The 13,253-nt window shown below is 47.2% G+C and carries 11 protein-coding genes; 9 read left to right on the top strand and 2 right to left on the bottom strand.

The window, feature by feature from the left end; genetic code table 11:
• Positions 1 to 125: 125 nt before the first annotated feature.
• Positions 126 to 1,067, bottom strand: a complete 942-nt coding sequence (locus tag FHS16_RS06765) for a ribose-phosphate diphosphokinase (protein ID WP_183560215.1) — start codon at positions 1,065 to 1,067, stop codon at positions 126 to 128.
• A gap of 266 nt (positions 1,068 to 1,333) precedes the next feature.
• Between FHS16_RS06765 and FHS16_RS06760 the strand changes: the two genes are divergently transcribed.
• The 8 genes from FHS16_RS06760 to FHS16_RS06725 all read left to right on the top strand — a co-directional run bounded on the left by FHS16_RS06760 (position 1,334) and on the right by FHS16_RS06725 (position 8,902).
• On the top strand, positions 1,334 to 2,986 hold the full coding sequence (locus FHS16_RS06760; RefSeq protein ID WP_183560213.1) for a GAF domain-containing sensor histidine kinase: 1,653 nt from the start codon (positions 1,334 to 1,336) through the stop codon (positions 2,984 to 2,986).
• A 9-nt stretch (positions 2,987 to 2,995) separates the two neighbouring features.
• On the top strand, positions 2,996 to 3,655 hold the full coding sequence (locus tag FHS16_RS06755) for a response regulator (RefSeq protein WP_183560211.1): 660 nt from the start codon (positions 2,996 to 2,998) through the stop codon (positions 3,653 to 3,655).
• Positions 3,656 to 3,814: 159 nt separating this feature from the next.
• Positions 3,815 to 4,441 carry an FMN-dependent NADH-azoreductase gene (locus FHS16_RS06750; protein WP_183560209.1) on the top strand — a complete coding sequence of 209 codons (627 nt, stop codon included), beginning with the start codon at positions 3,815 to 3,817 and terminating at the stop codon, positions 4,439 to 4,441.
• Between the two features lie 147 nt (positions 4,442 to 4,588).
• Positions 4,589 to 5,173, top strand: coding sequence for a TetR/AcrR family transcriptional regulator (locus tag FHS16_RS06745; protein WP_183560207.1), 585 nt, complete (start codon positions 4,589 to 4,591; stop codon positions 5,171 to 5,173).
• 58 nt (positions 5,174 to 5,231) lie between these two features.
• Positions 5,232 to 6,674, top strand: a complete 1,443-nt coding sequence (locus FHS16_RS06740; RefSeq protein WP_183560524.1) for a DHA2 family efflux MFS transporter permease subunit — start codon at positions 5,232 to 5,234, stop codon at positions 6,672 to 6,674.
• A gap of 199 nt (positions 6,675 to 6,873) precedes the next feature.
• Complete coding sequence (locus FHS16_RS06735) at positions 6,874 to 7,821, top strand: carbon-nitrogen hydrolase family protein (protein ID WP_183560205.1); 948 nt, start codon at positions 6,874 to 6,876, stop codon at positions 7,819 to 7,821.
• 163 nt (positions 7,822 to 7,984) lie between these two features.
• Positions 7,985 to 8,125, top strand: a complete 141-nt coding sequence (locus tag FHS16_RS06730) for a hypothetical protein (protein ID WP_183560203.1) — start codon at positions 7,985 to 7,987, stop codon at positions 8,123 to 8,125.
• A 129-nt stretch (positions 8,126 to 8,254) separates the two neighbouring features.
• Entirely contained in the window at positions 8,255 to 8,902 is a 648-nt protein-coding gene (locus FHS16_RS06725) for an HNH endonuclease (RefSeq protein ID WP_183560201.1), read from the top strand.
• Positions 8,903 to 9,173: 271 nt separating this feature from the next.
• Here the strand turns inward: FHS16_RS06725 and FHS16_RS06720 are convergent, their stop codons facing one another.
• On the bottom strand, positions 9,174 to 10,175 hold the full coding sequence (locus tag FHS16_RS06720; protein WP_183560199.1) for a LacI family DNA-binding transcriptional regulator: 1,002 nt from the start codon (positions 10,173 to 10,175) through the stop codon (positions 9,174 to 9,176).
• A gap of 368 nt (positions 10,176 to 10,543) precedes the next feature.
• On the opposite strand from FHS16_RS06720, the gene FHS16_RS06715 reads away from it, so the two are divergent.
• On the top strand, positions 10,544 to 13,090 hold the full coding sequence (locus FHS16_RS06715; protein ID WP_183560197.1) for a beta-mannosidase: 2,547 nt from the start codon (positions 10,544 to 10,546) through the stop codon (positions 13,088 to 13,090).
• Positions 13,091 to 13,253: the final 163 nt, after the last annotated feature.

Raw genomic sequence — 13,253 nt, 5'->3', positions numbered from 1 at the left:
AAAGGAGGATCGCCTCTTTTTTGAACGGATTTCCATGGTTATTCACGGCAAAAAAATACCACCATGCAGCTGTGCAAGGAGGTATTTCTATAACTTCATGAAATGGTGCAAACAGTGCTGACTGCTTAGGTGCCTGCTTTAAACAACGTTGCGATCGAACCGCCTTCGGTAATGATTTTGATAGCGGTAGCGAGCAGCGGTGACATTGGCAAAACGACGAATTTATTGGACCGTTCTTCTCCGATATCAATCGTATCGGTGATGACAACCTCGCGAATGTTCGGGTGGTCAAGCTTCTCTAACGCATTGGCTGAGAAAAGGCCATGCGTAGCACATATGTATGAATCATGCGCGCCTTTTTTCTTAAGCGCCTCTACCACGTTGACGATCGTGCTTCCCGTGTCGATTAAATCCTCGATAATAATCGGAGTCATGTTTTCTACGTCGCCGATAATATGCGTGATCTCCGATTGATTGTGCGCTGGCCGGTTTTTAATCATAATGGCAAATGGGCAATCAAGCAGTCCTGCAAGCTTCTCGGCTGTCGTGGCTCGTCCCGCGTCTGGAGATACGACGACTGGATTCGTAATTTTTTTCTCTCTTAAATATTCGATGATTAGATCCAGCGCGGTTAAATGATCGACAGGTATATCGAAAAAACCTTGGATCGGATCGGCATGAAGGTCGACGGTAATGATCCGGTTCGCGCCGACAGTCGTCAGGACATCCGCAACCAGCTTAGCTGATATCGGTTCGCGCGGTGCAGACTTTCTCTCTTGCCTTGCATACCCGTAATAAGGCATGACGATATTGATCGTTTTGGCTGATGCGCGTTTCGCAGCGTCGATCATGACAAGCGTCTCGATCAAATGCTCGTTGACAGGATGCGAAAGCGATTGGACGATAAATACATCGCAGGTACGAATGGATTCACCGTAGGATACGTGTATTTCCCCGCTTTGTTGTCTCGAAATCGCAACATTGCCGAGCGGAAGATCCAGCTCCCTGCACACTTCGGCGGCTAGCCTTTCGTTTGAGGTGCCGGAAAATATTTTGACCTTTTGCATGTGATCCTCCTTAGAGATAAACAAAATTCATCAGATTACGACAGTCTTTGCTCAATCATAACAAACAAAGCAAATGAGAACAAATATTTCAGCTATTAATCTCGGATTGGCAGTCGCCGGATATATTCTTTGGTCAAATGCAGTTTTTCCTAGTATGAGCGAGCTCAAACGAGGACAAGGCTGCATAATGGAAGCGCTATAGGAAAACGGCTCTGTTTTTGCAAAAACGGCAGGTGTATAATGGTTGCTAAGAAGGGAGTGGGGGCATGTCCGCAGAAATCAGAGCTTATGAGCTAGTTGCGTTGAAGGAGATCGCTGAGACGCTGAACAGCACGAATGATATGGATGAAATGCTGAACGACGTGCTTGCCAAGCTGCTTCAGGTAACAGGCTTTACGACAGGCTGGTTGTTCATGATGGACAGCCACAGCGAAGAAATATACGTAGCTACCCATAATTTGCCGGAAGGACTGCGAGCAAACAATCAGGAAGTGATGTGCGGCTCCTTGTGCTGGTGCGTTGAGCGCTTCAAGCAAAACAAGCTGGAGCAAGCAGTCAATATTATTGAATGCTCGAGAATTATATATGCGATAAACAATGATCTAGGCGATACCGAGGGCATTTCTCATCATGCCACGGTCCCTCTTCATGCAGGAACGGATCGATTCGGTCTATTAAACGTTGCCCAGACAGGTAAAAGCCATTTCTCCGTGGAGGAGCTGGCATTGCTTCAAGCTGTGGCTTATCAGATCGGCACGGCGATCAAGCGGATTCGGCTCTACCAGGTGCAGGAGAGGCACGCTCTGCATTATGCCAAGCTAGGCGATGTCATTCAGCGAATAAACGCAATTCAGGATATTAACAACTTGCCGCTCCAAGCTGTCAGACATATCGGAGATACGTTCAATTGGCAGCATGTCTCGCTGTTTATGTATGAGCAGCAGCAATTGTCGCTGCGGGCTACATATATGGATAAGCATGTGAAGAAAGAGTGGCTGACTCTTGAGATTGATCAGGGCGGGACTGTCAGCACGGCTTTCCGCGAGAATCGAATCGTAACCTTATCGAACTGTCATCAGGTGCCGAGCTCGTCCCTGTCGTCGATCGGTATTCCGCCCTTTTCATCAGCTGTGGCTATTCCTCTGCGGATTAGGAGCAGACCGATAGGTGTGTTATTTATTAGCAGTGAGCTTGGCAGGCAATTTGACGATTATTTGGAAGATTTTTTATATTCTTTGGGTGATCATTTCACGCTTAGCGTTGAGAATCTTCGCGTGTATGAACAGCGGCGCGAGTTGGCGCGCATGGAAGAGAGGAACCGGATGGCGCGAGACCTGCATGATTCCGTCATTCAAAAAATCTTCTCATTGTCATTTCTTGCCAAAGGCGCGGAAACCGTTCTTGCCGGCAAGGAGCCAATTGTCGAACGCTCGCTTCAAGAAATTAGACAGCTGTCCCAAGAAACGTTGAAGGAAATGCGCACGCTGATCTGGCAGCTTCGTCCTGCCGGCTTGGAGCATGGCCTGCTGACGGCTTTGAAGCAGTATGGAAAAAACATGGGACTAACCGTTTATGAGCATGTGGAAGGCGTACGCGAATTGCCTAGAGCGATTGAAGAAGCATTCTGGCGAATTGGGCAGGAGGCTATGAATAACGTAAAGAAGCACGCCGATACAGAAACTGTCCATGTGATGTTAATGAAATCCGAGCGGCTTGCAAGCATTGAAATTATTGACAAGGGACGCGGTTTTTCACCAGAAAAGCGCAAGGGCAAGCTGACGATGGGGATGCTAACCATGAGGGAGCGGGCTGAGACGCTAGGTGGTGAATTATCCATTACAAGCATCATGGGACATTCGACCAGTGTAAAGGCTACAATTCCGGTCGCGACCGAAACAGAAATGTGGAACGAGGAATGAGGAACGGTAGTGAAGATCAAAATACTTTTAGTTGACGATCATCAAATTGTTTTGAAAGGCATTTCTTTTTTTCTGAATATGCAGCCGGATTTTGAATTGGTCGGCGAAGCGCACAATGGGCAAGAAGCGGTGGAGAAAGCGGAGGAACTAAATCCCGATGTTATTCTGATGGACCTCAACATGCCGATTATGGATGGCATTGAAGCAAGCACGTTGATCGCCAAGCAGAAACCCCATATTAAAGTACTCGTCCTGACAAGCTTCTCTGATCGCAGTCATATTGTGCCGGCGCTTCAGTCAGGCGCAATTGGATATATGCTGAAGGATGTGGAGCCTGATCAGCTTGCTGAAGCGATACGCAGTGCCTATAAGGGTAATATCCAGCTCCACCCCGACATTGCGAGCGCGCTGTTGGCGGAGGTTGCGCCAAATGCCCAACCTGTTAAAGAGGGTCCTGGTCGCGAATTAATGGAGCAGTTAACTCCCCGTGAGCTTGAAGTGCTGCAGTTGATTACGAAGGGCATGAGCAACAAGGACATTGCATCCGCCCTGACAGTAGCAGAGAAAACGGTAAAAACGCATGTAAGCAGCATTTTGAGCAAGCTTAATATGACCGATCGTACGCAAGCTGCGATTTACGCTGTGCAGTTAATGAATGAAAGTGAATAACGCATAGCAGTCAGACTATAGTCGTAAGACCGCGTCTCCGTCTATTCCGACTTTTTTTAATTATTTTTCAGTCTAATTGCCGATGTTTCCTTCCGGAAAACTATATACAATAAAGGTACTTACTAAAAGTAAATCACATATCCTGGAGGGAAACACAAAATGAGTACAGTATTATTTGTTAAAGCGAACGATCGCGGAATTGAAATGGCAACTAGCGTTAAACTATACCATGCATTTCTGGACAGCTACAAAGCTAGCCATCCTGAGGATACAGTAGTTGAGCTTGATTTGTTCCAAGAAGAGCTGCCATATATGAATGCGGATATGATCAACGGCAACTTTAAAGCTGCTCGCGGCTACGACCTTACGGAGAGCGAGCAAGCTGCTGTAACGGTTTCCGATAAATATATCAACCAATTCCTAGCTGCTGATAAAGTTGTATTCGCATTCCCGCTTTGGAATTTCACGGTTCCAGCTGTTCTGCACACATACATCGACTACCTGTCGCAAGCTGGCAAAACGTTCAGCTACACGGCTGAAGGTCCAGTCGGTCTAATCCCTGACAAAAAAGTAGCGCTTCTTAATGCTCGCGGCGGCATCTATTCTGAAGGCCCAGCTGCTGGCGCAGAAATGGCATTCAACTTTATGCGCAACGTAATGGGCTTCTACGGTGTGAAAAACCTTGAAAGTGTCATTATCGAAGGACATAACCAATTGCCTGACCAAGCGGAAGCTATCATCGCAACTGGCCTTGAGCAAGCGAAAAAAGTGGCAGCAGGATTCTAATTTCTACTTCCTTATTAGAGACAGCCGGACTAACGTTCGGCTGTTTTCTGTGTGTACAGGCAAATTTCCTTTATTAAAAGGTTGACTTGATAGGTCTGACCATGTATAAATTATATAGACCAATCGTTATAATCGAGGAGTGAATGGATGTCAGAAAAAATAAATACGCGACATAATATCCTTGAGACGGCAGCAAGGCTTTTTTTTACGAAAGGGTATCATGCAACGGGCTTGAGCCAGATTATTAAGGAAAGCGATTGTCCGAAGGGCTCGCTTTATTATTATTTTCCAGATGGCAAGGAAGAGCTGGCGCTGGAATGCATCAACTGCACGAGAGAACTCGTGATCGAGAAGTGGTCCAGCAAGTTCGCTGAGTTCGATGAGCCTTCTGATGCGGTTCAGGCGTTTGTCCTTGATATGGCGGAGGATGCCGAGAAGTTTGATTACAAGGGCTACATGCCTTTTAGCTTCTGGATGGCGGTAGAAACGTCGTCGATCAGCGAGAAGCTTAGGAGTGCGGGACAAGCTGTGTTTGCCTCCTGGCAAGCGGTCATTTCTGACCGTCTGATTGCCGCAGGCATGGAAAAAGGGAAAGCGACGGAAATCGGAGTCGTTATAATCTCGCTTTTGGAAGGCGCGCTCATACTTGCATTGACGAATCGCGACAAGCAGCCGCTTCTGACTGCAGCGAAATGCTTGCCGTATGTCATTAACCAATGCCCTTCCTTCTGAGTGAAAGGCAAATACAAAGATAGGTAATTATAGGAGAGTGGAATGCTTGCAAGCAACAATGACAGAAACGAAACAACAGCCAGGACAGAAATTTAAAGTCATACCCATTATGATATCCCTGCTTTTAGCAGGCTTCGTTGGGATGTTCAGTGAAACGGCGCTAAACGTAGCGCTTACCGATTTAATTGAAGTATTCAACATTACGGCACCGACGGTTCAATGGCTGACAACCGGCTATTTGCTTACACTCGGTATATTGGTACCCGTATCGGGGCTGCTGCTGCAATGGTTCTCCACAAGGCAGCTGTTTATCGCTGCGGTCAGCTTTTCAGTGCTCGGAACGCTGGTGGCCGCGCTTGCGCCTAGCTTTGAGGTTCTGATGACAGCACGCGTTATTCAAGCGATTGGCACGGCACTTCTGCTGCCGCTTATGTTTAATACGATTCTCATTATATTCCCTGCTGAAAAACGCGGGGCGGCAATGGGCGTAATCGGGCTAGTAATTATGGTTGCTCCCGCAGTAGGTCCTACTATTGCTGGTCTTCTTATTGAAAATTTAAGCTGGCACTGGATTTTCTGGTTATCGTTGCCGTTCTTGGTTATAGCGCTTCTGTTCGGCATCCTGTTTATGCAGAACGTATCTACGATCACAAAACCGAAAATCGATATTTTCTCGCTCGTATTCTCGACACTCGGCTTCGGAGGCATCGTGTTTGCATTCAGCAGCGCAGGTGAAGGAGAAGGCGGCTGGACGAGCACGAAGGTCGTTTCGTTTATGATTATCGGTATCGTCGCGCTTGTCATCTTTGCGATTCGCCAAATTATGATGAAGCAGCCGATGATGAACTTGCGTGCCTTCAAGCATCCGATGTTCGTTGTTGGAACGCTGATGGTCTTTATCTGTATGATGGTCATCCTGTCATCCATGCTCGTACTGCCGATGTATCTAATTAGCGGTCTTGGGCTAAGCGCATTGACAGCAGGGCTTATCCTGCTGCCAGGCGGTCTTATCAATGGTATTATGTCTCCAATCATGGGCGGCTTATTCGATAAATTCGGCCCGAAATGGCTGGTGATACCTGGGCTTGCTATCGTTGCAGCCGTGCTTTGGTTTTTCTCGGGCATTACAACTGCGTCCACAATCGCGCTGATCATTGTGCTGCATTCTTGCCTCATGATCGGTATTTCTATGGTGTGGATGCCTGCCCAGACGAATGGTCTTAATCAGCTTCCACGCGAGCTGTATCCAGATGGTACGGCTATTATGAACACGCTGCAGCAGGTGGCGGGCGCGATCGGAACAGCTGTAGCGGTAAGCATTATGACCGCAGGCATGAACAACTTTATGAAGGATGTCGCTGACCCGACAGATCCGGCCAATGCACCGCTTGCCATGACGGCCGGCATTCAGAATGCATTCATATTCGCAATGGTGGTCGCTATCGTTGGTTTGATTGTAGCTTTGTTTATTAAACGCGTTCATGTTGAGAAGCAGCATTAGTTTTTAGTGCGATTAGTCGTTAACCACATGATTAGACGTTAGCCAAACAGCTAACGTCTTTTTTTGTATGCACTTGAAAATTGGTTGGTTATATTAACAACCAATTGGACGGTTACAGCATGTCGACTCGGAGGTATGCTTATCATATTACAATCGGTAAATAATATTGTTCTGCATGGAAAAGGAGACGATTGACGATATGGGTGAGCAGAAGGTTAAGGTAGCCGTCGTACAAGCAGCTCCTATTTTGTTCGATAAAGAATCTGCCTTTCGAAAAATAGCTGGTTACGTCCAAGAAGCAAAAGGGAATGGTGCTAAGCTTCTGCTATTTCCGGAAGTATTTATTGGCGGCTACCCGCGAGGTTTTTCCTTTGGCGCCAGGGTAGGCAGCCGAACGATGGAAGGACGCGAGGATTGGGCAAAATACGGGAACAGTGCCATTACAATTCCCGGTACGGACACGGATCTATTAGGAGAGATTGCAAGAGAAGCAGGCGTTTATTTAATTATTGGCGTTGTAGAGCGCGACCAAGAATACAGTCAATCAACGCTATACAACAGCATCGTTTACATTGGTCCCGACGGCAAGCTGCTTGGCAAGCACCGCAAACTCATTCCAACGGGTTCTGAACGATTATTATGGGGACAAGGCGACGGCAGCACCCTGACCGTTATTGATACGCCCTTTGGCCGAATTGGCGGCTTGATTTGCTGGGAAAACTATATGCCGCTTGCGCGAATGGCGATGTATGCCAAAGGCATCGATATATTGGTAACGCCGACAGCTGATGCGCGTGATACATGGCAGGCAACCCTTATGCATATCGCTTGCGAAGGGAGATGTTACGTGCTGTCGAGCAACCAGTTCGCCACCAAGGATTCCTATCCGGAGAGCCTCAACGGGTATGCTGAGCTTGCTAATGATCCAACTATTCTTTGCAGAGGAGGCAGCGCGATTGTAGGTCCTTTGGGCGAATATGCAGCTGAGCCTGTATATGATACGGAGACCGTTATATATGCAGATCTGGATATGGCATCCGTTACGGCAAGCCGGTTCGACTTCGATGCTGCAGGACATTATAACAGACCGGACGTGTTCCAGCTGCAGGTGAATGAAGCCAAGCAAAGCATCGTAAGCTTTAGCTGACTGTTTTGGCTATGTTTGCTTAGCGAAACCAGGTGAATGCTGGCGAAGCAAGTTTTGCTTCACAAAACAAAGCATATGCTCACGAAGCAAGTTTTGCTTCACAAAACAAAGCACATGCTCACGAAGCAAGTTTTGCTTCGCAAAACTTTTAGGAGATGATCGAATGGAAGTGCCAGTTGGCGTATGGATTGCGGCGGGCATCATTGTCGCTATATTAGCATGGATAACCTTTTGGATAACGAATAAAGCATATTCCCGCAGGTGGGAGGATCATGATTCGGAGGATAATGGCAATCGTTTTTAATCAAATCGAACGGATTCATACATCAAGCGCGGCTCATACTCCCTTCGTTTATAAATTAATGCTACAATAGTAGAAAAACATGAGGGGAAGTAAACGGGCGCTGCATGAACGCATGACCCGGAATAAACGATGGATGAAACTGAACCTCCAATTACAAAGCCTTGTGCAAGCTGTAAGCAGATGAGGCCGCTGTCAGAGTTTTTGCGTCGGACAGGCAGACGGGCTAGTGCAGGATCACGGCGCGGCGCTTGCCGTACATGCCGAAAGGCTCGTATTGCGAAGCTAGAGCCGCAGACTATCGCCGCTCAAGGCGAGAAAGTCAAAACAGAAGTGGAAAAAGCGCGACAGCTGCGCACCACGCCGCACATGCCAACGATACCGCTTCCTAACGACCCGGCAGCGCTGAAGAAAACGCGCCAGGGTACAGTTTGGATGAGGGGGAAGACGGACAAGGGGCGGCGATGGTATCAGGAAATAGAGCTGGAGCTTGCAGTAACGCTTGTTAACGAGCATGCTGCGGTTATCGTCAATCGGCATACGATTAGACGGTTGTTCAGCAATAAGGAATTTCGGCGGTACATTTTAGAGCGAGATAATCACATTTGTTATTTTTGCGGTGAATTCGGCGATACGATTGATCATATGCTGCCTCGCGCGAAAGGCGGACATACCACACCGCTCAATTGCGTGTGTGCCTGTAACGCCTGCAACCAGTCCAAAGCCGATCAGGACCTGCATGCTTTCATGAACAACGAAGGACCTTTTTTCAAGGAATGATTCCCCCTTGCGACAGGTCCTTTTTGATATGCACAATAGTTTAACTTCGTTATAGACAAAGCTCAAAGTCAAAACTAATGCTTAAGCTCGAAACTAAAACTCAAAACTAAAACTCGAAACTAAAACACAAAACTAAAACACAAAACTAAAACAAAAAACGCAAAACGCAAAACGCAAAACGCAAAACGCAAAACGCAAGCTAAAAGCGCTTATCTCAATGCTCTTAGCAGACCCTGCTCCGCCTTACACGGCCATGCGAAGAGGTTTCTGGTTATTGGAAAATAACTTCCGCTTGAATGAGCACCTTCTCATAGCTAGTGTTTGGGTTTAGGATTCGCCATAGCATTTTATCTACGGCTCTTTTGCCAAGCAGTTCTTTGTCTACGTTAACGGTAGCAAGAAATGGCACCTCGGGATACGTATTGTCAAAGCCGGTAAAAACAAGGCTATCAGGTATGCTTATGTCCATTTGACGCAGGATGTCCAACGCTATCTTGGCCAAAATGTCATTTGCGCATACGAACACCTCAGGCAAGCCATGCTCTGTAAAGGCAGCTTGAAGCGTGTCTTGAATCTGCTCAATCCCTGGTCCGTTCAAGGACGGAATCTGATTCAGTTCAATGCCGTGGTCATCGAGAGCGGAGCGAAAGCCAAGGAATCGTTCATAGAAGCTGTGTGCATCGCGTATGTTCCCCAAAAACTGAAAGCTGCGATATCCTTTCCGTATGACATACTCCATGATCTCCCTCATGCTCGATAGGTTGTCCGTAAAGACTGAATCACAATGAAAGCTTGGCTCGACATGATCAACCATAACGATGGGGATGCCGATTCGTTTGATTTCTTGCAAAATTTGCGTAGAAATCGTACCGACGGTTATGACGCCCATGATTGCTTCCGGCTTCAGCAAGGAAAACATGGACTCATCCGAGGGCTCGGTCAAGGTCAGTATATTGATTCCTTGTTGATTCAGGCGGGAGGAAATGCCGTTAAATACGGGACCCCAATAAACGGAATCCATATTCTGATAGCGAACGTTCGGAAATAGCACAAGAACCGTTCCCGTCCATTGACGCGGTTCCATTGTGTGTAGCTCATTGGACAACTGTCCGGCAGGGGCATCCTTGAAGTAGCCAAGCTGCCCTGCAGCTTTATAAATAAATTCTCTCGTTTGCGGGCTGACGCCGGATTTGCCGGAAAGGGCGCGTGATACGGCGAATTTGGAGAGGCCCGTAAGGTCGGCGATGGATTGTATCGTTACTTTTTTACGCATGGATTTCAGCCTACTTTGTTTGGAGTATTGAGATGATAAGCCTATTGGCTTAATGCTCTGTACGATAATCATTTGATATCTATTTTACAGGAAACGAATGTGTAGTAAACGTTATTTTTGAGATTCGTTTAATTGTTAGTTAGTTTTCTTGAGTGTTATTTTTGTTATGTCATAGTCAGCTGCCGATAAATAGAAGCGTTGGATCGATTATTACTCTAATATTATAGTTTTATAGCAAAGATTATCAAATAATAAACACTAATAAAATAACAAAAACCATTGACCGTTAGGCAGGATGTGTTAGAATATGTTAGGTGAAGTTGGCGTGATAATAACAAAAAAACGAGCCTGACATTCGGGAGGACACAATGAGAGCGACACAACAAGTACTAAATAATTGGAGATTTAAAGCTTGCGAGGAAAAGGAATGGCTACAAGCAGTCGTTCCGGGCTGCGTGCATACCGATCTGCTTCGCAATGGGAAGATCGAGGATCCGTTCTATGCGACGAATGAGCATGACCTGCAATGGATTGATAAAATAGATTGGGAATATGAATCGCAGTTCGATGTGCCTGTGGAGCTGCTGCAGTCGTCTGTGCTGGAGCTTGTTTTTGACGGTCTGGATACTTATGCAGATGTATACCTGAATGGACAGCATGTCCTGTCCGCAGACAATATGTTCCGAGCGTGGAAGGCTGACGTGAAGGCAATCGTGAAGCCTCAACAAAATCAATTGCATATTAAATTCCGTTCACCCGTTCAGGAGGACCTTCCGAAGATCGATAAGCTGGGCTACAACCTTCCGGCTTCGAATGATCAATCCGAGCTTGGCGGGCTTGGTGCTCAGAAAGTTAGTATTTTTGCACGGAAAGCGCCTTATCATTATGGCTGGGACTGGGGTCCTCGATTCGTAACGAGCGGAATATGGCGGGAAGCGAGGCTTGAAGGATGGTCGAACAGCAAAATTGCCGACGTGCATATCCAGCAGGATGAAATAACGGCCTCACAAGCCGATTTGACGGTTTTTGTAGAAATAGATGCGGAGTCTGCTTGGCGCGGTACGGTTAGAATAAGCACGGAAAACTTTACTTGGGAACAGGAAGCGAGCATTGAACAAGGAGTCCAGACCATAGAAATCAAGGCGGTTATCCCTGATCCCAAGCTTTGGTGGAGCAGAGGGCTTGGTGATGCGAATCTTTATACCTTCACGGCTGAGCTACTAAATGGTGAGGACTTGATCGCGGCTCGCTCTGCACGAACTGGCTTGCGTTCTGTTCGCCTAGTGCGCGACAAAGACGAAAAGGGAGCCAGCTTTTATTTTGAACTGAACGGTGTACCTGTCTTTGCCAAAGGCGCCAACCATATTCCGAATGACAGCTTCATTACAAACGTGACCGACGAACGCTATCGTCATGAAATCGTGGCGGCAGTTGAATCCAACATGAATATGCTGCGCGTATGGGGCGGCGGTATATATGAGCAGTCGGTTTTCTATGAGCTGTGCGATGAGTATGGCATTATGGTATGGCAGGACTTTATGTTCGCATGCAGCATGTACCCAGGCGACCAGGCTTTTCTGGACAATGTGCGCCAGGAAGCCATTGAAAACGTAAAACGCCTGCGCAACCATCCTTCGGTCGTACTTTGGTGCGGCAACAACGAAATCGATTCTGCTTGGGCGCAATACGATGAGAACGGCGGCTGGGGCTGGAAAAAGGAATATACGCTTAACCAACGGGCCGTCATATGGGCAGATTACGAGTCGATCTTCCATGAGATTTTACCGGAAGCTGTCACGGCGTTTGCGCCAAATACGCCTTATTGGCCATCTTCGCCGATGATCAACTTGACAGGCGATATAAATCAGCATGCGCATCCGCTATCCACGGAGGGGGATATCCACTACTGGGGAGTTTGGCACGCCGTCGAGCCTTTCGAGAATTATAACGTAAAGGTCGGACGATTTATGAGCGAATACGGCTTCCAATCCTTCCCGGAATACGATACGGTCATGACTTTCGCTACCGAAGCGGATTTGGCATTGGATTCAAAAGTAATGCGGGCCCATCAGAAGAACGGTGACGGAAACCGCCTGATTAAAGAGTACATGGATATATATATGAAGCAGCCAAAGGACTTCCCGGCATTTCTATATATGAGCCAAGTGCTGCAAGCCGAAGCGATGAAAATGGCCATTGAAGCGCATCGTCGCAATATGCCTTACTGCATGGGGACTCTTTATTGGCAAATGAATGATTGCTGGCCAGTAGCTTCTTGGGCAGGCATGGATTATTACGGCAAATGGAAAGCGATGCAATATTACGCGAAAAGAAGTTTTGCCGACACGATGCTTTCTTTCGATCGGACGGATGAAGGTGTCGTGCGCGCATACGCAATTACGGATCTGCTTTCGCCGATAGTCGGTGAGCTGCGGTTGACGCTTTACGATTTCGCTGGAACAATCGTGAAGCAACTTACAACTGAAGTCTCTTTGGATGGAAACAGCTCTGTCGTCGTCGCTGCAATTCATGAGCAGGAATGGATAGCGGGCTTCGAAGCCGGAAGAGTCGTCTTGTACGGAGAACTGCTGCAAAATGGCATCCAGCTGGACAGCAAGACGTATTATTTCACCAAAGCGAAGGAACAGAAGCTATCCGCGGGTTCAATATGCATATCGGAGGTGGAAGGCAGCGACGGCACCGCCTTTAGGCTGAGCAGCAATGTCCTCGCCAAGCAAGTTTGGGTGAAAGCGGAGCATGAGGGCATGTTCGATGATAATTTCTTTGATCTTATCCCAGGCGTAGACAAAGTAATCACATTCTCATACCGAGCTCATGATGAACTGGCAAGCAAGCCTGCTGCTGCAGGGACGGTTCAGGTTCGCTCCATGATCGATTTCTTAGCAGAGGATTAAAGATAAATCTTCTCCAATAAAAGCGCTGAATGATGCTTGTTATGGTCATTTCGCGCTTTTTTTTCATGTCTTACACGGGAATTATTGATGAAATATGTAGTTCATTAAAAAAAGTAAGTGTTGTTGCAACCTTTTTTTGTAAAGCCCGTCTATGAGGAAGGGA

Source organism: Paenibacillus endophyticus (assembly GCF_014192395.1).
Taxonomy (GTDB): domain Bacteria; phylum Bacillota; class Bacilli; order Paenibacillales; family Paenibacillaceae; genus Pristimantibacillus; species Pristimantibacillus endophyticus.
This window is presented reverse-complemented; position numbering and strand designations above follow the sequence as displayed.

Coding starts and splice junctions, on each gene's coding strand:
- FHS16_RS06760 (WP_183560213.1), top strand. CDS start 1,334: ATGTCCGCAGAAATCAGAGCTTATGAGCTAGTTGCGTTGAAGGAGATC.
- FHS16_RS06745 (WP_183560207.1), top strand. CDS start 4,589: ATGTCAGAAAAAATAAATACGCGACATAATATCCTTGAGACGGCAGCA.
- FHS16_RS06740 (WP_183560524.1), top strand. CDS start 5,232: ATGACAGAAACGAAACAACAGCCAGGACAGAAATTTAAAGTCATACCC.
- FHS16_RS06730 (WP_183560203.1), top strand. CDS start 7,985: ATGGAAGTGCCAGTTGGCGTATGGATTGCGGCGGGCATCATTGTCGCT.
- FHS16_RS06750 (WP_183560209.1), top strand. CDS start 3,815: ATGAGTACAGTATTATTTGTTAAAGCGAACGATCGCGGAATTGAAATG.
- FHS16_RS06715 (WP_183560197.1), top strand. CDS start 10,544: ATGAGAGCGACACAACAAGTACTAAATAATTGGAGATTTAAAGCTTGC.
- FHS16_RS06765 (WP_183560215.1), bottom strand. CDS start 1,067: ATGCAAAAGGTCAAAATATTTTCCGGCACCTCAAACGAAAGGCTAGCC.
- FHS16_RS06725 (WP_183560201.1), top strand. CDS start 8,255: ATGGATGAAACTGAACCTCCAATTACAAAGCCTTGTGCAAGCTGTAAG.
- FHS16_RS06735 (WP_183560205.1), top strand. CDS start 6,874: ATGGGTGAGCAGAAGGTTAAGGTAGCCGTCGTACAAGCAGCTCCTATT.
- FHS16_RS06720 (WP_183560199.1), bottom strand. CDS start 10,175: ATGCGTAAAAAAGTAACGATACAATCCATCGCCGACCTTACGGGCCTC.